The organism is Roseobacter sp. HKCCA0434 (assembly GCF_032464675.1).
Classification (GTDB): Bacteria; Pseudomonadota; Alphaproteobacteria; order Rhodobacterales; family Rhodobacteraceae; genus Pontivivens.
Genome location: NZ_JAWDKL010000014.1, coordinates 1 through 19,765, shown reverse-complemented (window position 1 = coordinate 19,765; position 19,765 = coordinate 1). Strand labels below are relative to the sequence as shown.

17 protein-coding genes are annotated in these 19,765 nt (G+C 69.5%); 8 read left to right on the top strand and 9 right to left on the bottom strand.

From position 1 onward, the window contains the following. Positions 1-58: 58 nt before the first annotated feature. On the top strand, positions 59-1,000 hold the full coding sequence (locus RX333_RS10045; RefSeq protein WP_316014803.1) for a DUF5996 family protein: 942 nt from the start codon (positions 59-61) through the stop codon (positions 998-1,000). 7 nt (positions 1,001-1,007) lie between these two features. Here RX333_RS10045 and RX333_RS10040 read toward each other — a convergent pair whose 3' ends face one another. Beyond that, on the bottom strand, positions 1,008-1,688 hold the full coding sequence (locus RX333_RS10040; protein ID WP_316014802.1) for an NAD(P)-dependent oxidoreductase: 681 nt from the start codon (positions 1,686-1,688) through the stop codon (positions 1,008-1,010). 46 nt (positions 1,689-1,734) lie between these two features. Next, entirely contained in the window at positions 1,735-2,634 is a 900-nt protein-coding gene (gene rpoH, locus RX333_RS10035) for an RNA polymerase sigma factor RpoH (RefSeq protein ID WP_316014801.1), read from the bottom strand. A 182-nt stretch (positions 2,635-2,816) separates the two neighbouring features. On the opposite strand from rpoH, the gene RX333_RS10030 reads away from it, so the two are divergent. Continuing rightward, positions 2,817-4,991, top strand: coding sequence for a transglycosylase domain-containing protein (locus tag RX333_RS10030; protein ID WP_316014800.1), 2,175 nt, complete (start codon positions 2,817-2,819; stop codon positions 4,989-4,991). Here RX333_RS10030 and RX333_RS10025 read toward each other — a convergent pair. Next, a complete protein-coding gene (locus tag RX333_RS10025) occupies positions 4,988-5,995 on the bottom strand; it encodes an RluA family pseudouridine synthase (protein WP_316014799.1) in 1,008 nt (335 codons plus the stop codon). The genes RX333_RS10030 and RX333_RS10025 overlap by 4 nt on opposite strands. Between RX333_RS10025 and RX333_RS10020 the strand changes: the two genes are divergently transcribed. Further along, positions 5,994-6,305 (top strand): DUF6476 family protein, encoded by a 312-nt coding sequence (locus tag RX333_RS10020; protein WP_316014798.1) that lies wholly within the window; start codon positions 5,994-5,996, stop codon positions 6,303-6,305. The genes RX333_RS10025 and RX333_RS10020 overlap by 2 nt on opposite strands. A 6-nt stretch (positions 6,306-6,311) precedes the next feature. On the opposite strand, the gene RX333_RS10015 is transcribed toward RX333_RS10020, so the two are convergent. Continuing rightward, a complete protein-coding gene (locus RX333_RS10015) occupies positions 6,312-6,617 on the bottom strand; it encodes a hypothetical protein (RefSeq protein ID WP_316014797.1) in 306 nt (101 codons plus the stop codon). Positions 6,618-6,696: 79 nt separating this feature from the next. On the opposite strand from RX333_RS10015, the gene RX333_RS10010 reads away from it, so the two are divergent. From RX333_RS10010 to RX333_RS09990, 5 genes are all read left to right on the top strand, one after another. Then, entirely contained in the window at positions 6,697-8,499 is a 1,803-nt protein-coding gene (locus RX333_RS10010; protein ID WP_316014796.1) for an aminopeptidase P family protein, read from the top strand. A gap of 86 nt (positions 8,500-8,585) precedes the next feature. Beyond that, the gene (locus RX333_RS10005) at positions 8,586-8,930 is read left to right on the top strand and encodes a DUF427 domain-containing protein (protein ID WP_316014795.1); all 345 of its coding nucleotides are present in this window, start codon (positions 8,586-8,588) and stop codon (positions 8,928-8,930) included. After that, positions 8,927-9,550 carry a LysE family translocator gene (locus RX333_RS10000; protein ID WP_316014794.1) on the top strand — a complete coding sequence of 208 codons (624 nt, stop codon included), beginning with the start codon at positions 8,927-8,929 and terminating at the stop codon, positions 9,548-9,550. The genes RX333_RS10005 and RX333_RS10000 overlap by 4 nt, the downstream gene beginning before the upstream one ends. 65 nt (positions 9,551-9,615) lie before the next feature. Further along, a complete protein-coding gene (locus RX333_RS09995) occupies positions 9,616-11,283 on the top strand; it encodes a chloride channel protein (RefSeq protein WP_410056064.1) in 1,668 nt (555 codons plus the stop codon). After that, positions 11,280-12,233 (top strand): Gfo/Idh/MocA family oxidoreductase, encoded by a 954-nt coding sequence (locus tag RX333_RS09990; protein ID WP_316014793.1) that lies wholly within the window; start codon positions 11,280-11,282, stop codon positions 12,231-12,233. Before RX333_RS09995 ends, RX333_RS09990 begins: the two co-directional genes overlap by 4 nt. A 16-nt stretch (positions 12,234-12,249) precedes the next feature. Here the strand turns inward: RX333_RS09990 and RX333_RS09985 are convergent, their stop codons facing one another. The 5 genes from RX333_RS09985 to RX333_RS09965 form a co-directional block, all read right to left on the bottom strand. After that, entirely contained in the window at positions 12,250-13,602 is a 1,353-nt protein-coding gene (locus tag RX333_RS09985) for a TrkH family potassium uptake protein (protein WP_316014792.1), read from the bottom strand. A gap of 77 nt (positions 13,603-13,679) precedes the next feature. Beyond that, positions 13,680-15,518 (bottom strand): M3 family oligoendopeptidase, encoded by a 1,839-nt coding sequence (locus RX333_RS09980; protein ID WP_316014791.1) that lies wholly within the window; start codon positions 15,516-15,518, stop codon positions 13,680-13,682. 206 nt (positions 15,519-15,724) lie between these two features. Then, entirely contained in the window at positions 15,725-16,264 is a 540-nt protein-coding gene (locus tag RX333_RS09975) for an OmpA family protein (protein ID WP_316014790.1), read from the bottom strand. 235 nt (positions 16,265-16,499) lie between these two features. Continuing rightward, on the bottom strand, positions 16,500-16,901 hold the full coding sequence (locus RX333_RS09970) for an OmpA family protein (protein ID WP_316014789.1): 402 nt from the start codon (positions 16,899-16,901) through the stop codon (positions 16,500-16,502). A gap of 146 nt (positions 16,902-17,047) precedes the next feature. Continuing rightward, complete coding sequence (locus tag RX333_RS09965; RefSeq protein ID WP_316014788.1) at positions 17,048-17,734, bottom strand: molecular chaperone DjiA; 687 nt, start codon at positions 17,732-17,734, stop codon at positions 17,048-17,050. Between the last annotated feature and the right edge of the window lie 2,031 nt (positions 17,735-19,765).

Genomic DNA, 19,765 nt, shown 5'->3' with positions numbered 1-19,765 from the left:
GCTGGCGGTGCGACCTGTCCAGCGTGTACCGTCAGTCACGACACGCGAGGAGAGCCCGATGCCCAATCCCGACCTCTGGCCCGCAATCCCCTTCCCCGACTGGGAGGAGACCTGCACCGCCCTGCACCTGTGGTGTCAGATCGTCGGCAAGTACCGGCTGCGCCACACGCCGTGGCAGAACCACTCCTGGCACGCGACGCTCTATGTCACGGCGCGCGGGCTGACCACGGGGCCGATCCCGGATCGCGGCGGCCCGCTGACGGTCGAGTTCGATTTCTGCGCGCATCGCCTGATCGTCTCCGCCCCCGGCGGGCGGCAGACCGGCTTCGCGCTCGGGCCCACGAGCGTCGCCGGTTTTCGCCATGCCTTCGGCGCGGCGGTGGAGGAGCTGGGCGGCGATTGCGCCATCCACCACCGGCCCAACGAATTGCCCGAGCCTCTGCCCTTCCACGAGGACACCGCAGAGCGCCCCTACGATGCGGAGGCGGTCGCGCGGTTCCACCGGGCGCTCCTGAGCATCGAGCAGGTCTTCACCCGGTTCCGCAGCGGCTTTCATGGCAAGGTCTCGCCCGCGCACCTGTTCTGGGGGTCCTTCGACTTCGCCGTCACGCGGTTTTCCGGCCGCGCGGCGCCACCGCATCCGGGCGGCATCCCGAACCTCCCCGACAGCGTGACGCGCGAGGCCTATAGCCACGAGGTCTCCTCCGCCGGGTTCTGGCCGGGGGCGGGGGTGGGGGAACCGATGTTCTATTCCTACGCCTACCCGACCCCCGATGCGATGGCGGGGCGGGACATCGAGCCCGGCGCGGCCCGCTGGAATGCCGATCTCGGCGAGTTCCTGCTGCCCTACGAGGCCGTGCGTCAATCGGGCGATCCCGAGAAAACGCTCATGGCCTTCCTGCAATCGACCTACGCCGCCGCGGCCGAAACCGGCGACTGGGACCGCACGGCGCTGGAGCGGCCCCTCGGTCGCCCCGGCCTTCCCCCCGAAGGGGCCTGAGCGCGCGTCAGATCAGGTCGGGCGTCTTGCGCCGCGCGACCTTCTCGTCATCCTCCTGCACGAAACAGGGCATCCGACGCGACCAGTCGTCGCTCTCGACGCATGAGACCATGAAGCGCGCCAGATCTTCCCGCCGGGTCAGCCAGTGCCCCTGCGGCGGGCGGTCGGCATGGGCCTGCGGCGGCGGGCTCTCGATCGGATCGTCCTGCAGATAGCCCGCGCGCACGATGGTGTAGTCCACGCCGGGCCGGGCGCTGACCTGCCGTTCCATTCGGCGCATGTCAGAATAGACCCGCGTCAGCGCCATCACCGGCCCCAGCCGGAACCACAGCGGCCCGAACGCATTGTCGCGCGACCACAGCGCCGACACCGCGACGAAGCGCCTGACGCCATGCACCTCCATCGCGTCGAGCACGTTGGCATGCCCCTCGCTGTAGAGCGGCGGCGGGTTCAGCAACGTCCTGGGGTCGTTATTGACGCCGAGCGCGGAGATCACCGCGTCCAAACCGGCAAGGGCCTCGTCGAGGCCGGACGGCTCCAGCACGTCGACCGCCGCCGTCTCCACGTCGAAATCATGTTCCTGCGGGTCGCGCGCGGCGGCCACGACGTCGTGGCCCGCCTCCCGCGCGAGACGGACCACATGCCCGCCGGTGGCGCCCGAGGCGCCCAGAACCAGTATCCTGCTCATCAAAATCTCCTGCCTCGAATGGGGCAGGAGGTAGCGCGCCCCGCGCTCAGTTCACCGCCGGGATCATGCCCTGTTCCGCGGCAAGTTCGCGCATCCGCTTTTGCAGCTTCTCGAAGGCGCGCACCTCGATCTGGCGGATCCGCTCGCGGCTGACGCCGTATTCCTGGCTGAGATCCTCCAGCGTCAGCGGCTCGTCCTTCAGCTTGCGCTCGGTCAGGATGTGGCGCTCGCGCTCGTTGAGGTCTTCCATCGCCTCCATCAGCAGCGTGCGGCGGCTGTCGAGCTCGTCCTGCTCGGCATAGGCCTCCGCCTGATCGGCATCGTCGTCGGTCAGCCAGTCCTGCCATTCGGAGGCACCCTCGCCATCGGCCTTCAGCGGCGCGTTGAGCGAGGCGTCCCCGCCCGACAGGCGCCGGTTCATCGAGGTCACCTCGTCCTCGGTCACGCCCAGATCGGTGGCGATCTTCGCCACGTTCTCGGGCCGCAGGTCGCCTTCCTCCAGCGCGCCGATCTTGTTCTTCGCCTTGCGCAGGTTGAAGAACAGCTTCTTCTGCGCGGCGGTCGTGCCCATCTTCACCAGGCTCCAGGAGCGCAGGATGTATTCCTGGATGCTCGCCCGGATCCACCACATCGCATAGGTGGCGAGGCGGAAGCCCTTTTCGGGATCGAAGCGCTTGACCGCCTGCATCAGCCCGACATTGGCCTCGCTCACGACCTCCGCCGTGGGCAGGCCATAGCCGCGATAGCCCATCGCGATCTTCGCCGCGAGCCGCAGGTGGGAGGTCACGAGCCTGTGCGCGCTTTCGCTGTCCTGGTGGTCGACCCAGGCCTTGGCGAGCATGTACTCCTCCTCCGGCTCCAGCATCGGGAACTTGCGGATTTCCTGCATGTAGCGGCTCAACCCCTGTTCGGGGGACGGTGCCGGAAGATTTGCGTAACTGGCCATGTTCTCATCCCTTAACGGTGCTGATGGTCATTTAAGGATTATCTCGGTCCAAACAAGTAATCCGGGCGCAAAGTTCCGATTGTTCACGCCGGCGTGTCGCGCGGTCGCGGGACTGAAACATTCGCCTTTCCCGCCACGTGGCCCGTGTTATCTCGCAGGCCAGACAGGCTCGGAGGATTTTCGTGGAAGACGGCAGGGACGAGACGCGGCAGGCGGACGGGGACACCCCCCGCACGGGATCGGAGACGGGGGCCGCGATCTCCTCGCTCGGCGCGGCGCTTCGGCGCGATGCCGCGCGGGGCTGGAAGGGCACCGAAGGCTTCCGCGCCCGCGTCGGCGCGGGCGTGCGCGGCGGGGCAGGGCGGATCGGCGGAGTTGCCCGGCGTGCCGTGTCGCGCCGTCCCGACGGTCGCCGCCCGCGCTGGCCGCTCTACACCCTCGGGGCGCTGGCAGGCCTCGCCGTCCTCGCCGTGGTGTTCCTGACCGCGCTTACCGTCTGGGCAATCCGTGACCTCCCGCTCAGCCAGGTCCTGCCCGCGGCGGAGGAGCCCGCGCTGGTGCTGGAGACCGCAGACGGCACGGCCCTACTGCGCCGCGGCGGCAACCGCGCGCCCTATGCCGCGCTCGACGAGTTCCCCCAGCATCTGCAGGACGCCGTCCTCGCCGTGGAGGATCGCCGCTTCTACGAGCATTCCGGCGTCGATCCGCGCGGCATCCTGCGCGCGGCGGTACGCAACTGGCGCGCGGGCGGCGTGGTGGAGGGCGGCTCGACCCTGACGCAACAGCTCGTCAAGGTGCTCTACCTCGACGACACCCGCACCCTGCGCCGCAAGGCACAGGAGGCGGTGATCGCCCGCAACCTCGATCGGCAGCTGGGCAAGGAGCGGATCCTCGAACTCTATCTCAATTCCATTTATCTCGGCGCCGGGGCCTCGGGCGTGCCCGCCGCCTCCGAAGTGCTGTTCGGCATCCCGCATAGCGAGCTGACGCTGCCGCAATCGGCCCTGCTCGCTGCCTCGATATCCGCCCCGTCGCGCCTGAACCTGCGCACCGATCCCGAGGCCGCGCGCGAACGCGCCGCCCTCGTCCTGCGCCTGATGGCCGACCAGGGCCGGATCGACGAGGCGACGGCCCGGCAGGCGACCGATGCGCTCGCAGGCATCACCGCGCGTCCCCGCGCCGCGACCACCAGCGAGGGCGACTGGCAGGGCGCGTGGTTCGCCGACTGGATGCTCCCGCAGGCCGAGGCCATCGCCGAGGAGATCGCCGCCGACGTCACCGTCACCGCCACGCTCGACCCGCGCATCCAGGCACTCGCGCAGACCGCGCTGACCGAGGGGCTGGCCGAGTTGCCCGAGGCGGACGGCGCCATCGTCGTCATGGATGCCGAGGGTCGCGTGCGTGCGATGGTCGGCGGGCGCGACCCGGCGGGCGAGTTCAACCGCGCGACCCAGGCGCAGCGCCAGCCGGGCTCGACCTTCAAGCTCTTCACTTACGCGGTCGCGCTGGGCGCGGGCGTCGCCCCCGACGACCGCGTGCGCGACCAGCGCGTCGAGGTGGACGGCTGGGCGCCCCAGAACTTCTCCGGCGAGTTTCGCGGCGTCGTCACCCTGCGCGAGGCCTTCGCCGCCTCCCTGAACGGCGCGGCGGCGGGGCTGGCGCTCGAACTCGGCCTCGACAACGTGGCCGAGACCGCCCGCGCCTTCGGCTTCGAGGGCGAGCTGCCCGAGGTGCCGGCCCTCTCCCTCGGCACGTCCGAGACCACGCTGCTCGACATGACCGAAGCCTATGCCGCCGTGCTTGCCGGTCGCGCCCCGATCGAGGCGACGGGCATCGCCCGCATCGCGCTGGGCGAGGGCGGCCCGGCCTACGAGATCGCGACCGGCCCCGGCGGCACGCTTCAGCCGGAGGTCCGCGACGGCCTTGCCGACCTGCTCGCCGCCGTGGTGTCGCAGGGCACGGGCCGCAACGCCGCCTGGGGCGGGCCGGTGGCGGGCAAGACCGGCACCAGCCAGGACTCGCGCGACGCGTGGTTCATCGGCTTCTCCGACCAGCTCGTCATCGGCGTGTGGATCGGGCGCGACGACAACGCGCCGCTGGGCGATGCCAGCACCGGCGGCGGTCGACCCGCGCAGATCTTCTCGGCGTTGATGACCGGGGCCAGCGAGGGGCTGACCCCCGACGGCCCCGCCGCGCGTGCCGCGGCCCTCGCGTTGCCCGATGCGCAGGCCGCGGCGGCTGCCGCTGCCGCCCCGCAATGCAACGTGCGGGCCTGTTCGCGCTTCTACCGCAGCTTCCGCGCGTCCGACTGCACGTTCCAGCCCTATTCAGGACCGCGCCGCCGCTGCACGCGCTAGGCGGTCAGCCGCCGCAGATCGTCGAGCAGCCCGCCCATATCGGCGGGCAGCGCCGCCTCGAAGCGCAGCGCCTCGCCCGTCAGCGGATGGGCGAAGCCCAGCGTCGCCGCATGCAACGCCTGCCGGGGGAAGCGGCGCAGCACCTCCGCTCCCGGCGGCACGGTCCGGTGCCCGCCATAGACCGGATCGCCGATCAGGGCGTGCCCCGCATGGGTCATGTGCACCCGGATCTGGTGCGTGCGCCCCGTCTCCAGCCAGCATTCCACCAGCGCCGCCAGGGGCCGGGCGAGGTCGAATTCCTCCACCACCCGCACCCGCGTCACCGCGCGTCGCCCGCCCGCGCGGATCGCCATCTTCTTGCGGTCGCCCGGATGCCGGTCGATCGCCCCTTCGATGAGCAGCACGTTGCCCGGCTCGAACCCGACGCCCGCGAGCCCGCGCAGCCTCGGGTCGCCCGGATCGGGCACGCCGTGGCACAGCGCCAGATAGCGCCGTTCGATATCGTGCGCTGCGAAGGCGGCGGCGAGTGGCTGATGTGCCGCGTCCGACTTCGCCACGACCAGGAGGCCCGAGGTGTCCTTGTCGATCCGGTGCACGATGCCGGGCCGACGCTCGCCCCCGATGCCCGACAGGCTGTCCCCGCAATGATGTAGCAGCGCGTTGACCAGCGTCCCGTCCGGCGCGCCGGGGGCGGGGTGCACGACCATGCCCGCGGGCTTGTTCACCACGATCAGCGCCTCGTCCTCGAACACGACGTCGAGCGGGATGTCCTGCGCCGCGGGCGCCGCCTCGACCGGGGCAGGGGGCACGACCTCGAACCGCTCGCCCTCCGCCACCTTGCGGCGGATGTCGCGCTCGATCCCGTTCGGCCCGCGCACCGCACCGCCCTCGACCAGCGCCCGCAGGCGCGAACGGCTCAGCCCGCTGCCCTCTGGCGCGGCGTCCGCCAGCACCTTATCAAGACGGCCCGAGGCCAGCGCCACGATTTGCAAGGGTTCCGCCATGACCACTCCCGACAACCTGCCACCCGAGCCCGCATCGCTGCGGCTGCTGCGGCGGCTCGTCACCACGCTGACCGTGGTGATGATCCTCGGCGTCATAGCGGTGGTCGGGCTGCTTGTCATCCGGCTGCAACCGGCGGACGCACCGCCCCTTCCCTCCGGGATCACCCTGCCCGCGGGGGAGCGCGCGCTCGCCATCACGCAGGGCACCGACTGGTTCGCCGTTGTCACGACCGACGGAGCGGCGGAGCGGATCCACATCCTCGCCCCCGACGGCACGTTGCGCCAGACGGTCGAGATCCTGCCGGACTGACGTAGCTCAGCGCAGCTTCGGCGACCCGGCCCCGGCGATCAGGAACAGGATCGCGAAGATCAGGACGATCGGCGCCAGCGGCGTCTGCAGCACCGGGAAGATCGCGTTCTCCCAGATCGCGGGCGACAGGTAGCGCTCCACCCCCGGCTGCAACGCCAGCAGGCTCTCGCGGTGCATGTTGGCCCAGACCTGCCCGACCTCCGCCATGCGGAAGTCGCGATCCTCCAGCACCGTGCCCGCGAAATCGAAATAGATGCGGACGAGGAAGCCCAGCACCAGCAGCCATCCCAGCACACGGAAGAATTTGCGCATCTTGATCTTTCCAAACGTTCCGGCGCAGCCTGACCGCGCATTTTCAATGCCGATACGGCACCATTGCTTGCGAGACCAGATGTATCAATCCTTCGATAAGACCACCTCCCCCGATACCGCGGCCCCGCGCCTCGCCGCCCTGCGCGCCGAGATGGCCGCGCAGGGTCTCGACGGCGTCCTCGTGCCGCGCGCGGATGCCCATCAGGGGGAGAACGTGGCCCCGCGCGACGAGCGTCTGGCCTGGCTGACCGGCTTCACCGGCTCGGCGGGCTTCGCGGTGGCCCTGGCGGAGGAGGCCGCGATCTTCGTCGACGGGCGCTATACGCTGCAGGTGCGTGCGCAGACCGATACCGACGCGTTCGCCCCGCAGGACTGGACGGGCAAGGAGGTCGGTCCCTGGATCGCCGAGCGTCTGAGCGAGGGCACGATCGGCTTCGACCCCTGGCTGCACACCCCGCGCGAGATCGCGCGCCTGACAAAGGACCTGCCCAAGGGGGTGGAGCTGCGCCCGCTCGACGCGAACCCGCTCGACGCCGCGTGGTCCGACCAGCCCGCGCCGCCTGCCGCCCCGCTCGTCATCCACCCGCTCGATTTCGCGGGCGAGGCCCATGCCGACAAGCGCGCGCGCCTCGCGGAGGATCTTCGCGCCAAGGGGGCCGGGGCCGCCGTCCTCAGCCTGCCCGACAGCATCGCATGGCTCCTGAACATCCGCGGCGCCGATATCGCCCGCACCCCCGTGGCCCTGCTCTTCGCCATCCTGCATGGCGACGCCACCGTCGATCTCTTCGGCGCCGAAGGCCGCACCCCGGACGAGGTCGCCGACCACCTCGGGCCGGATGTCCGCATCCACCCTGCCGATGCCCTGCTGCCCGCGCTCGCGGCGCTCGATGGACCCGTCGCGCTGCACCGCGCCTCCGCCCCCGTAGCGCTGGCCGACGCGCTGTCGCATGTCGAGCTGATCGACTTCGAGCCGGTCCACCGCCCCAAGGCGCGCAAGAACGACGCGGAGATCGCCGGATCGCGTGCGGCGCATCGTCGCGACGGCGCGGCGATGGCGGGCTTCCTGCACTGGCTGGCCGAGGAAGGCCCGACCGGCCGCCTCACCGAGATCGCCATCGCCAAGGAGCTCGAATCCCGCCGCCGCACCGCCAACGAGCTGCGCGACATCTCCTTCGAGACCATCTCCGGCTCCGGCCCCAACGGCGCCATCGTCCACTACCGCGTGACCGAGGAGACCGACCGCACCCTGACTACGGGCGAGCTGATGCTGGTCGATTCGGGCGGGCAGTATCTCGACGGCACCACCGACATCACCCGCACCATCGCCATCGCCATCGGCGAGGTGGACCCGGACGCCGCGCGCGCCTTCACGCTGGTCCTCAAGGGCATGATCGCCGTGTCGCGCCTGCGCTTCCCGCCGGGCCTCGCCGGCCAGCATCTCGACGCCGTGGCGCGCGTGCCGCTGTGGGAGGCGGGTTTCGACTACGCCCACGGCACCGGCCACGGGGTCGGCGCCTATCTGGGCGTGCACGAGGGACCGCAGGGCCTCGCCCGCCGCTATACCGAGCCCTTCGAGACCGGCAACATCCTGTCCAACGAACCGGGCTACTACCGCGAGGGCGCCTTCGGCATCCGGCTGGAGAACCTCGTCGTCGTCGAGGCGCCGACCGTGCCCGAGGGCGGCGACCTGCCCATGCACGGGTTCGAGACGCTGACCCTCGCCCCTATTGACCGCGCGCTCATCCTCCCGCACCTTCTGACCCGCGACGAGCGGGAGTGGCTCGACGCCTACCACGCGAGGGTGCTGGCCGAGATCGGCGACCTCGTTCCCCCCGCGACGCGCGACTGGCTGACCGCCGCCTGCGCGCCGCTGTCCGCATAGACCGGCTCAGCGTCACGGCGCCGTCATGTTCCACATGGCAGGCTTGCGCCCCGACGCCGCCCAATGACAAGAGAGGAGACCCGCGAATGGTCGAGAAACACATTTCCATTCACCGGGCCGACGGCACCTGGGTCGTCCGCGCCGCCGGTGCCGTGATCGCCGAAAGCAGCAACGCACTGGAACTGGTGGAGGGCGACTACCCGCCCGTCATCTACTTCCCCAAGGACGACATCGCGATGGCCTTCCTCGAGCCGTCCGAGCGCACCTCGCATTGCCCGCACAAGGGCGACGCCACCTATTTCTCGGTCGTGGCCAAGAGCCGAACGCTCGAAGACGTCGCCTGGACCTACGAGGACCCCAAGGAGGCCGCGGCCCGCATCGCCGGTCACATCGCCTTCTACCGCGACCAGGTGGCGGTCGAGCAGCTTTGAGCACGGAGGCCGCCCTCCTTCTCGCGGGCTTCTGGGCGACCCATCTCATCGCCGTGGCCAGCCCCGGCCCGTCCTTCGTGATCGTCAGCCGGATGGCGGCGGGCGGGTCGGCACGGGCAGGGGTGATGGTGGCCGTCGGCCTGACGCTGGGCACTCTGGTCTGGGCGCTCGCCGCATGGTTCGGGCTGGGCGCGCTCTTCGCGGCCGTGCCCGCGCTCTACGGGGTGGTGAAGGGGCTGGCCGCGCTGTTCCTGCTCTACCTCGCCTGGCAGACGCTGCGCCACGCGCACGATCCGCTGCCCCTTGCCGATGCACCATCGCGGCACGGGGACGCGGCCGCGCTGCGCCTCGGGCTGCTGACCCAGCTCGCCAACCCCAAGGTCGCGGTCTTCTTCGGCTCGATCTTCGTGGCGATCCTGCCCCCCGATCCGGGGGTCGGGATGCTGCTCGCCATCTTCGCCATCGTCTGTCTCAACGAGTTCGCCTGGTACGCCGCCGTCGCCCTCGTCTTGTCGCGCCCCGCGATCCGGGCGCGCTACATCCGCGCCAAGGCCGCGATCGACCGGGGCAGCGCCGCCGTGCTCGCGGGGCTGGGTATCGGCATCCTCCTGCGCGAGTGACCCGCGCCCGCCTTCCCATGCCCCGCCCGCGATGCTAGGCAGGACCTCGGGGGCAGGAGGGCCACTTGCCAGAGAGCATCGCATCGCTCTACGCGCGCCAGCGCGGCATCGTCGTCTCGGCGGTCAGACGCATGCGCACCCGCGGGCCGGACCAGATCCAGTTCTGGTTGATCGCGCTGGTTCTCGGCACGCTTGCGGGCATCGCCGCCGTCGCCTTCCGCGAGGGCATCGCCTTCCTGCAGGAGGCGATCTACGGCGAGACCGACGCACAGCTCCATTCCCACCTCTCGACGCTGCCCTGGTACTGGGTGCTCGGCATCCCCGTCGCGGGCGGATTCGTCGTCGGGCTGATCCTTTGGCGCTTCACGCCGGACGGGCGCGGCCGCTCCGTCGCGCATGTGATCGAGGGCGCGGCGCTGGGTCATGGCCGGGTGGAGAAGGAGGCCGGCCTCGCCTCCGCCGCCGCCTCGCTCATCACGCTTTCGACCGGTGGCTCCACGGGGCGGGAGGGGCCGGTGGTGCACATCGCGGCGCTGATCTCCTCGGCGATCTCCAACTGGCTGCGCGCCGCCGACATCACCGCGCGCGACCTTCTGGGCTGCGCGGTGGCGGGCGCGGTCTCCGCCAGCTTCAACGCACCGATCGCCGGCGCCCTCTTCGCGCTGGAAGTCATCCTGCGCCATTTCGCGATCCACGCCTTCGCACCGATCGTCGTGGCCTCCGTCGCGGGCACCGTGGTCAGCCGCATGTGGTCGGGGGACCTGTCGGAATTCGACCTGCCCGCGCGCACTCTCGCCTTTTATATCGAGCTGCCCGCCTTCATGGTGCTCGGCCTCGTCTGCGGGCTGGTGGCCGTGGTGATGATGCGCGCGATCTTCTGGGCCGAGGATGCGGGCGACTGGATCGCGGGCAAGCTGCGGCTGTGGACGCCGCTGCGCCCGGCGCTGGCGGGCCTCCTGCTCGGCCTCATCGCCATCTGGTTCCCGCACATCATCGGTGTGGGCTACGAGACGACGAACCGCGCGCTGGCGGGCGATATGGTGCTGTGGACCGCGATCACCTTCGCCGTGGTCAAGGTGGTCGCCGTCGCGCTGACGATGGCGGGCCGCATGGGCGGCGGGGTGTTTTCCCCCTCGCTGATGCTGGGCGCGCTGACCGGGCTTGCCTTCGGCTATGTCGCGACCGCGCTGGTGCCCGAGTTCTCGGGCGCGCAGTCGCTCTATGCGCTCGCGGGGATGGGGGCGGTGGCCGCTGCGGTGCTCGGCGCGCCCATCTCGACCACGCTGATCGTGTTCGAGCTGGTGGGCGACTGGCAGGCGGGCCTCGCCGTGATGATGAGCGTCTCGCTCGCCTCCGCCGTCTCGGTCAAGCTCGTCGACCGCTCCTTCTTCCTCACGCAGTTGGAGCGTACGGGACGCCATGTCGCGGCAGGCCCGCAGGAATATCTGCTATGCACCATTCCCGTGGGCACGCTGATGCGCCCGCGCGGGGCCGAGAACGGCGCGTCCGACACCCAAAGCTGGAGCCTGGTCGAGCAGGGCGCCTACCTGACCCGCGGCCAGACGCTCGAACACGCCATGCCGCTCTTCGACCAGTTGGGGGGCAACATGATCCCCGTGGTGGAGGAGCGTGACGACGGCCCGCCCGAACTTCTGGGCGCGCTGTTCCAGGTCGATGCGCTCAAGGCCTATAACCGCGCGCTCGTCGAAATCGCCAAGGAGGAACATTCATGACCCGTCCGCTTCGCTGGGGCATCCTGGGGATGGCCAAGATCGCCATCGAACAGCTGATCCCGGCCATCCAGCTCAGCCGCCACGCCACGCTCGCCGCCGTCGCCACCCGCTCGGGCACCCGCCCCGAGGGCGTGGGCGACGTCACCGTGCATGACAGCTACGAGGCGCTGCTGGCGGATGCGGACGTGGACGCGATCTACATCCCGCTGCCCAACAACCTCCACGTCGAATGGACCGAAAAGGCGCTGGAGGCGGGCAAGCATGTCCTGTGCGAGAAACCGCTCGCCTGGGACGTCGCGGGCATCGACCGCCTGATCGCGGCGCGCAACCGCACGGGCCGGTTCGCGGCGGAGGCGTTCATGGTCGCCCACCACCCGCAATGGGACCATGTCAGCGACCTGATCGCCGAAGGGCGCATCGGCACGCTCGTCCATGTCGAGGGCGCCTTCACCTTCTTCGACGACACGCCCGACAACATCCGCAACCAGGCCGCGCTCGAGGGCGGGGCGCTGGGCGATATCGGCGTCTATCCCATCGTGACCACGCGGCTCGCGACCGGGGCCGAGCCGGTGGCCGCGCGGGCCGAGCAGGTCATCGAGAACGGCATCGACGCGACCACCCGCGCCTGGCTCGATTTCGGCGATTTCACCATGAGCTTCTACTGCTCGATGCGGATGGTCCGGCACCAGTCGATGCGCTTCCACGGCACCGAGGGGGTGATCGAGCTGTCGGCCCCGTTCAACCCGCCCGACTTCGCCGCCGCCGAGGTCACGCTGATCCGCGGCGCCCGGCGCGAGGTGCGGTATTTCCCCGCCGCCGCGCAATATGTCGACCAGCTCGACGCCTTCGCGGCCAAGGTCCGCCGGGGCGAGACCTACCCCTTCCCGCTGGAGGCGTCCCGCGCCAACCAGGCGGTGCTCGACATGATCCGCAAGGCGGCGCGGGAATAGGCGCCCCGCGCCGCGCTCACAGCACCAGGTCGTTGTCGGCTTCCTCAGCCCGGCTCTCGTCATGGCTCGCCACCGCGATGCCGAAGGTCAGGATGCCGACACGGCCCGCCGTCATCAGGACGACCACCACCAGCTTGCCCAGATCGCTCAGGCCCCCGGTCAGCCCCATGCTCAGGCCGACCGTTCCCATTGCCGAGATCACCTCGAACATCACCACCTCGAAGGCCGCACCCGCCTCCGTCAGCAGCAGCAGGAACATCGCCGCCCCGGCCAGCGCGAAGTAGTAGGCGAGCGAGGCCGTCGCCAGTTGCAGCCTGTCGGGCGGCACCTCCCGCTTGAGATAGCGCACCCGGTCGCGCCCCTTCAGCGTCGAGCGCACCAGCCCCACCAGCGCCGCGAAGGACGTGGTCTTCAGCCCGCCGCCCGTACCCGCGGGCGACGCGCCGATCACCATCAGGAAGAACAGCACCATCAGGCTCGCCCCGCCGATCCCGCCGATCGGCACGGTGTTGAAGCCCACCGTCGTGGTCGCCGTCATGGTCTGGAAGAACGCGTCCATCAGCCGATCCTCGGGGCTGAGCCCCCGCAACGACGGCTCGACCACGAACAGGATCAGCGTGCCGACCGCCAGGAACAGCAGCGTCATGCGCACGATCACCTTGGACGAGAAGCCCAGGAACCGCGCCTGTCCCGTCAGCGTGCGCCAGCCATCCACCACGATCAGGAACCCCATCGCCCCCAGGATCGACAGCACCGACAGCACCAGCTTCAGCGCGAAATGCCCCTCGTAGCCCTCGAAGCTGGCCGGAAACAGGCTGAACCCCGCCGTGCAGAACGCCGAGACCGAATGGAAGATCCCCATCCACAGCGCGTCGGGCGTCCCGTCCGCCGCGAACAACGCCCACAGCGCCAGCGCGCCGGCCACCTCCACCACCAGCGTGAACGCCACGACCGACACGATGAACTGCCGCGGCCGGATGCTGTCGGGCAGGTTGAACGCATGCTTCGTCGCCCGCGCGCGCATCCCCGGCAGCTTGCCCATGATGGCGAGCGTGGCGAAGGAGCCGATGGTCATGTAGCCCAGGCCCCCCGCCTGGATCAGCAGCAGGATCACCACCTCGCCGAAGAAGGTGAAACTCCCGCCGGGATCGACGCTGACCAGCCCGGTTGTCGACACGGCGGAGGTCGCGATGAACAGCGTGTCGATGGCGCGCACCGCCTCCACCTGCGCGACCGGCAGGCTCAGCAGCATCCAGCCGACCAGCATGTAGCTGACATAGCCCGTCAGCAGCAGCTTGGCGGGCGGCATGTTGAACAGCGCGATCCGAAACCGGGCCATCGCGCGCAGTCGTTGAGATCGTTCGGTCATGCCGGGCAACCGTGATGAACGCGAAAGGCCGCGCGCCCGTCACATAGTCTTCCCCCGACCCGCTGCAATGGCGGGGGTCAGTCCTCCATCGCCTCCAGCTCGTCGATCAGCCCCTCGATGACCCCGAGCCCCTTCTCCCAGAATTTCGGGTCCGAGGCGTCGAGGCCGAACGGCGCCAGCAGCTCCTTGTGATGCTTCGAGCCTCCGGCCTCCAGCATCTCGAAATACTTCGCCTGAAAGTCGGGATCGCCCTCGCGGTAGACGGCGTAGAGCGCGTTCACCAGCCCGTCGCCGAACGCATAGGCGTAGACGTAGAAGGGCGAGTGGATGAAATGCGGGATATAGGTCCAGAACACCTCGTACCCGTCCACGAACTCGAAGACGGGGCCGAGGCTCTCGGCCTGCACGCTCATCCAGATCGCGTTGATGTCGTCGGGCGTCAGCTCGCCCTCGCGCCGCGCGGCGTGCAGCTTGCACTCGAAATCGTAGAAGGCGATCTGCCGCACGACCGTGTTGATCATGTCCTCGACCTTCGAGGCGATCAGCGCCTTGCGTTTCGCAGGATCGGTCGTGCCGTCCAGCAACTTCTGGAAGGTCAGCATCTCCCCGAACACGCTCGCCGTCTCCGCCAGCGTCAGCGGGGTGGAGGACAGCAGCTCCCCCTGCTTGGCCGCCAACCGCTGATGCACGCCGTGGCCCAGCTCATGCGCCAGCGTCATCACGTCGCGCTGCTTGCCCAGATAGTTCAGCATCACGAACGGATGCGCGTCCGTCACGGTGGGATGGGCGAAGGCACCGGGCGCCTTGCCCGGCTTCACCGGCGCGTCGATCCACCCTTCGGTGAAGAAGGGCTCGGCCAGCTCCGCCATCTTCGGATCGAATCCCGCATAGGCGTCCGTGACCATCTGGCGCGCCTCGTCCCAGCCGATCCTGCGATCGTCCGCGGTCGGCAGCGGCGCGTTGCGGTCCCAGACCTGCATCGTGTCGAGGCCCAGCCATTTCGCCTTCAGCGCGTAATAGCGGTGGCTCAGCCGCGGATAGGCCGCGACCACCGCGTTGCGCAGCGCCTCCACCACCTCCGGCTCGACATGGTTCGACAGGTGCCGCCCGGTCTGCGGGGTCGGCAGCTTGCGCCAGCGATCCTCGATCTCCTTTTCCTTGGCGAGCGTGTTGGTGATCCGCGCGAACAGCGGCAGGTTCTCGCGGAACACCGCGATCAGCGCGTGGGTCGCCGCCTCCCGCTTCGCGCGGTCGCTATCGGTCAGCAGGTTCAGCGTCGCCTCCAGCGGCAGCTCCTCGCCCTCCACGTCGAAGGTCAGCCCCGCCATCGTCTCGTCGAACAGCCGGTTCCAGGCCGAGCTGCCCACGACCGACTGGTCGTGCAGGAACTTCTCCAGCTCGTCCGACAGCTGGTAGGGCTTCATCGCCCGCATCCGGTCGAGCACCGGCTTGTAGCGCGCCAGCGTCGTGTCGGACGCGATCAGGTCCTCGTAATGCGCGTCCTCGATCCGGTTCATCTCCAGCCCGAAGAACACCAGATGCGCCGAGATGTTGGTGATCCGGTCCTGCATGTCGGACATGAACTTCGCCCGGCCCGCATCGGTGGTGTTCTGGTAATAGCGCAGCCCCGCGAAGGACATGATGCGCCCCATCACGCTTTGCATCTGCTCGTAGCGCTGGATGCAGGTGGCGAGCCCCGCGCCGGTCTTGTCGGCCAGATGCCCCTCGTAGTCCGCCTGGAAGCTCGTGGCCGCATCCTCCAGCCATTTCAGGTCGCTCTCGATCTTCGGGTCGTCCTGACCGGCATAGAGGGCGGAGAAATCCCATTCGGGCAGATCGCCCAGGCCATCGGGCCCGGCGCCCTCCTCGCCGGGTTGCAGGCGGACGGGGAAGGGCAGGGCAAGGGGGTCGGTCATGGAAGAAGGCTCCGGCTCGAAGTTCGGTTGGTTGTCCCTGAACCTATGCCGCGTCCGCGGCGGAACAATGGGGACCCGCGGGAACAATTCGGCGTCCGGGGCGATCCGTCGGCCTGTCGGCCCGGTGCGCAAAACGAAACGCCCCGGACCGCTTGGGTCCGGGGCGTTCCTGAAAGTCTATCGGGCCGGGCGAACCCGGCGCGCGATCAGTTGTGCTCGACGTAGCCGACGTCGGAGCTGGACGCCTCGCACAGGCCGTCGGAGGCGACGATCACGCAGTTCAGCGCGACTTCTTCCTCGACCACGGCGACGCCGTCGACCGAGATCTCGACGCGGCGGTTTGCCTGCTCACGAACGCCATCGGCGGTCGGAACGGCCAGGTCCAGCTCCGAACGGCCGGAAGCGGTGATCACGGCGGGGTTCACGCCGTTGCCGACCATTGCGCCGACGACGGTTGCCGCACGCGCTTCGGACAGGCCCTGGTTGTAGGCGACCGAACCGACGGTGTCGGTGTGGCCGACGACGGACACGGAGGTCGCGCCGTTCGCGGCGGTGGACGCCTCGGCGACGGTCTGTGCGCCCTGCGCGGTCAGGTCCGCGCGGTCGAAGGCGAAGAACACGGTGTAGTCGGTCGGAGCTGCGACGACGGTGGGCTCGACGGCGACGACGCCCATCGGAGCTTCGTTACCGCCGCATGCTGCCAGGAAGGCAGCCGCGCCGAACATCATGACGGAAGCAGTTTTCATCCCTCTCTCCATTCTTTCGTTAGAGGTGATCCTTATCGACCAAGCCGAAGGGCAAGGCCGTCCCGGGTAGGACGCTGCACAAATCGATTCAAGTACAGCGTCACGCAATCGCGCGGCTTAGATTGTTTTGGAGTGATGCAATTTCGCATCGCGAACCGTCCCAATGCCGTGATGGCGCTTCGAAAAAAAGCCCCCGGCGCCGTTGCGTGCACCGGGGGCCCTTTCTGATCCTAGATCAGTTGGCCGAGATTTCGACCCGGCGGTTGCGCGGCTCGCGCACACCGTCCGCGGTCGGGACGGCCAGGTCCAGCTCCGAGCGGCCGGAGGCGGTGATGATGGCCGGGTTCACGCCGTTGCCGATCATCGCGCCGACGACCGTCGCCGCGCGGGCTTCGGACAGCGCCTGGTTGTAGGCGACCGAGCCGACGGTGTCGGTGTGACCGACGACGGACACGGAGTTTGCGCCGATCGCGTTGGCGGTGCCGGACGCGTCTGCCACGGTCTGCTGGCCTTCGGCGGTCAGGTCCGCGCGGTCGAAGCCGAAGTAGACGGTGTAGTCGGTCGCGACCACATCCACCACGGGCTCGGTCACGATGACTTCATCCTCGCCACCACAGGCCGCGAGAGCGACTGCCATGCCGCCGATCAGTGCAACAGATGCGAATTTCATAGGTGTCTCCAATTCTTCGGGTGCAATAACCACAGTGCTGCACCAACGGCGGCTGCGACAAATGGTTCCGACGATCGGCGATTTTTTGCGCATCACCGTCATTTTTTCGTGAATCAGGCCGCCGAACGGGCCTCCAGGACCTCTTCCCAAGCCCGATTTATCGCGGCAAGTCTGCGGGTTGCCAGTTTTACGGCCTCCTCGGGCACACCGCGCGCGATCATGCGATCGGGATGGGTCTCACGCACCAGCGCGCGCCACCGCGCGCGCATCTCGTCGAGCGTCATCTCCGGCGAGACGCCCAGCACGTCGTAGGGATCGGGCGCCGCGTCGGGCACATGGCGCGCGCGCAGGACACGGAAGCACCGCTCGCCCAGCCCGAACATTTCCGCCACGCGGGCGAGGAAGGTATCCTCGTCGGGATGGTAGACCCCGTCCGCCACCGCGATGTGGAACAGGCCCTCCATCAGGTCTTCCAGCACCGACCGGTCGCCACCGAACATGCGGGCGATCTGGGCGGCATAGGACTCGAACCCCGCCGCGTCCTGCCGCGCGAGGTTGAAGACCCGCGCCGCCTTCGCCTCGTCGCGCGGCGAGATGGCGAAGACCTCGCGGAAGGCAGTGACCTCGTCGCGCGTGACCTGCCCGTCGGCCTTGGCCATCTTCGCGCCCAGCGCGATCACCGCGATGGTGAACGCCACCGAGCGCTCGGGCGGCGCGCTCAACCGATCGAACACCGCCGACAGCCCCTCGCCTTGGCGAAGGGCCGACACAGCGTCCGTGATGCGGGTCCAGATCGACATGGCCACATCTTAACAGATCGGGCCGCCTGCGCCAGATGCCGCACCGCCGCATTCGCATTCGCGCGGGCAGGCCTGCCCGCAGATGGCGGGCCCGGTCCTGCGCACCCCGACAGCCACACGCAACCAGTGCGAAGCGTGGAGCCGGACGCAACGATCGACCGCCGGAAGGACGGCACCCGAGCCCCCCGGCGATCGCCCGACCGCCCCCCGCACGAGCGTTTCCCCCGTTGCACGGCCCCGCCGCCGCTGGCGCGCATCCGACATCCCGAACCGTCTCCGCCCCGTCCCCGAAGCCTCGCGCCGCGTGCCCGGGATCGGCCCATCCCATCGCGGCCGCACCCAGCGTCCTTCAGGGCGCTCCGCCATCGAAGCGCTCCGAGATACGCCCCAGATCGGCGTTTCCCCGATGCTCACCTCCGCATCGTAGACACACCCGGCACATCGTTCGGAAGACAACGGGCACCGCATCACCATCGGCGCGAACCAGCCGTGCCCCGACGAGCCGAAAGCAGGACGCCCGGATTGCGACATCCTGTCCAGGACTGCCCCTTCCGAAGACACAGACAGCGCGACATCGAGACGCGAAGGACCTGCTTCGCGCCATCTCCACCGCCCGCAGGGTGCCCCGAAGGTCGGAGGCCACGCGCCTCTTCATGCGCCGCTGCGAGATGACGTTTCGCGGCAGCACGGGACCGGAATGTGCGGGCCGATGGCCGTCGTCTCGCCGCCGTGCGGGGCGCAACTTCAACCCCCTGTTACACTTCGTCAGCGGCAAACGCGCGGCGGAACTGCCCGTCATCTGTCGCCGCGAACCATCCGCCCGCCCCTCCCGGATAGACGCAGCGATCCTCATAAAGCCCTCAGGACAGCGCCAGACGCCGCGCCGCCCTGTGCGATGGGCGTCAGACCCGAGCGGGATGCTCACCACGCGTCCCACGCCGCCTCTTGCGCCAGGCATCGATTGCAAAGGCCAGCCACCGCACCGGCGCCGATGGGGCGCGTCGAGCCTCGATCGAAGCTCGCCACGCGCCTGGCTTCGCTTCGTGCACCGAGCAAAGTCTCGAGCGCAGCTGTAACGGGTCTGCACCCCGCCTGAGCGCCGCTGAAGATGCGTCGTACTCTGCGCGGCACTCCCCACGCGCCCAGCGTTGCTTCGTGCGTCCGAACGCCGATATCACAGGCGCACCACCGCCCATGCGCTGACGCGACTGAAACGGGCAAGGGGGGCGTTCTCTGCACAACCTGGCCCGATCGATGCACTGAGCGAAACCAAGCGCAGATATGACGCATCTGCCCCGACAGCATAGCTGCAAAGTAGGCGTCAGGCCAGTCGCGGCCTGGCTTCGCGTGCAACTCCGCTTCACGCGCCCCGCTCCGCCCGCGCGCCGATGTCATAGGTGCGCCTGCACCCACGCGCCGCACGAAATGGACCGGGCCAGGTCAGTGTTCGCAACCAAAACAGCGACACTCGATGAGCCAAACAATGCCCGAACGTAGGCGTCACCTGTCTGCCCCGACCGCATCGCCACCAAGGAGGCGTCAGGCCGGTCAAGGCTCACCTCGCGTCCAGCGTTGCTTCGTAGGTCGAAGCAACATCCGCACGCCGATGTCACAGGCGTACCACCGCCCATGCGCTGCGAGGAACAGTCCGGGCCGGGCGGGCCGCGTGCAACGTCTACAAGTCCACTTCGTGGGCTTGGCAATTTCCGGGCATCGTCGTCACAAACCTGCCCCGGCATGAACGCGGTGGGACGCGCCCGGCCGGGCGCTCGCGTCGAAGGGCGTGGCCGAGGGGCGCCGCAGCGCCGCGAGACGCCAGGCCCGGACTGCGCCGGGCGGGCGGGACGCCGAAACCGGTCCCCCGGTTTCCTGTCCGCCCGCGAGAGTGCCCCCGACACCGCCGTCATATCTCGCGGCTCCGGTCACACCGCGGCGCGGGCTTCGGGTTCCGCGCGACCCTCGATGCGCCGCACGTGGCCCGCGACGCGGACGCCCGCGCCCGGTCCGGGTTGCGCCTCCACGCGCAGGCGG

Bases quoted from the DNA above. Each gene is read 5' to 3' on its own strand.
- RX333_RS09985 (WP_316014792.1), bottom strand. From the start codon at position 13,602: ATGACCGAACGATCTCAACGACTGCGCGCGATGGCCCGGTTTCGGATC.
- RX333_RS09975 (WP_316014790.1), bottom strand. From the start codon at position 16,264: ATGAAAACTGCTTCCGTCATGATGTTCGGCGCGGCTGCCTTCCTGGCA.
- rpoH (WP_316014801.1), bottom strand. From the start codon at position 2,634: ATGGCCAGTTACGCAAATCTTCCGGCACCGTCCCCCGAACAGGGGTTG.
- RX333_RS09980 (WP_316014791.1), bottom strand. From the start codon at position 15,518: ATGACCGACCCCCTTGCCCTGCCCTTCCCCGTCCGCCTGCAACCCGGC.
- RX333_RS09965 (WP_316014788.1), bottom strand. From the start codon at position 17,734: ATGTCGATCTGGACCCGCATCACGGACGCTGTGTCGGCCCTTCGCCAA.
- RX333_RS10025 (WP_316014799.1), bottom strand. From the start codon at position 5,995: ATGGCGGAACCCTTGCAAATCGTGGCGCTGGCCTCGGGCCGTCTTGAT.
- RX333_RS10040 (WP_316014802.1), bottom strand. From the start codon at position 1,688: ATGAGCAGGATACTGGTTCTGGGCGCCTCGGGCGCCACCGGCGGGCAT.
- RX333_RS10020 (WP_316014798.1), top strand. From the start codon at position 5,994: ATGACCACTCCCGACAACCTGCCACCCGAGCCCGCATCGCTGCGGCTG.
- RX333_RS10045 (WP_316014803.1), top strand. From the start codon at position 59: ATGCCCAATCCCGACCTCTGGCCCGCAATCCCCTTCCCCGACTGGGAG.
- RX333_RS09990 (WP_316014793.1), top strand. From the start codon at position 11,280: ATGACCCGTCCGCTTCGCTGGGGCATCCTGGGGATGGCCAAGATCGCC.
- RX333_RS09970 (WP_316014789.1), bottom strand. From the start codon at position 16,901: ATGGCAGTCGCTCTCGCGGCCTGTGGTGGCGAGGATGAAGTCATCGTG.
- RX333_RS10015 (WP_316014797.1), bottom strand. From the start codon at position 6,617: ATGCGCAAATTCTTCCGTGTGCTGGGATGGCTGCTGGTGCTGGGCTTC.
- RX333_RS10005 (WP_316014795.1), top strand. From the start codon at position 8,586: ATGGTCGAGAAACACATTTCCATTCACCGGGCCGACGGCACCTGGGTC.
- RX333_RS10010 (WP_316014796.1), top strand. From the start codon at position 6,697: ATGTATCAATCCTTCGATAAGACCACCTCCCCCGATACCGCGGCCCCG.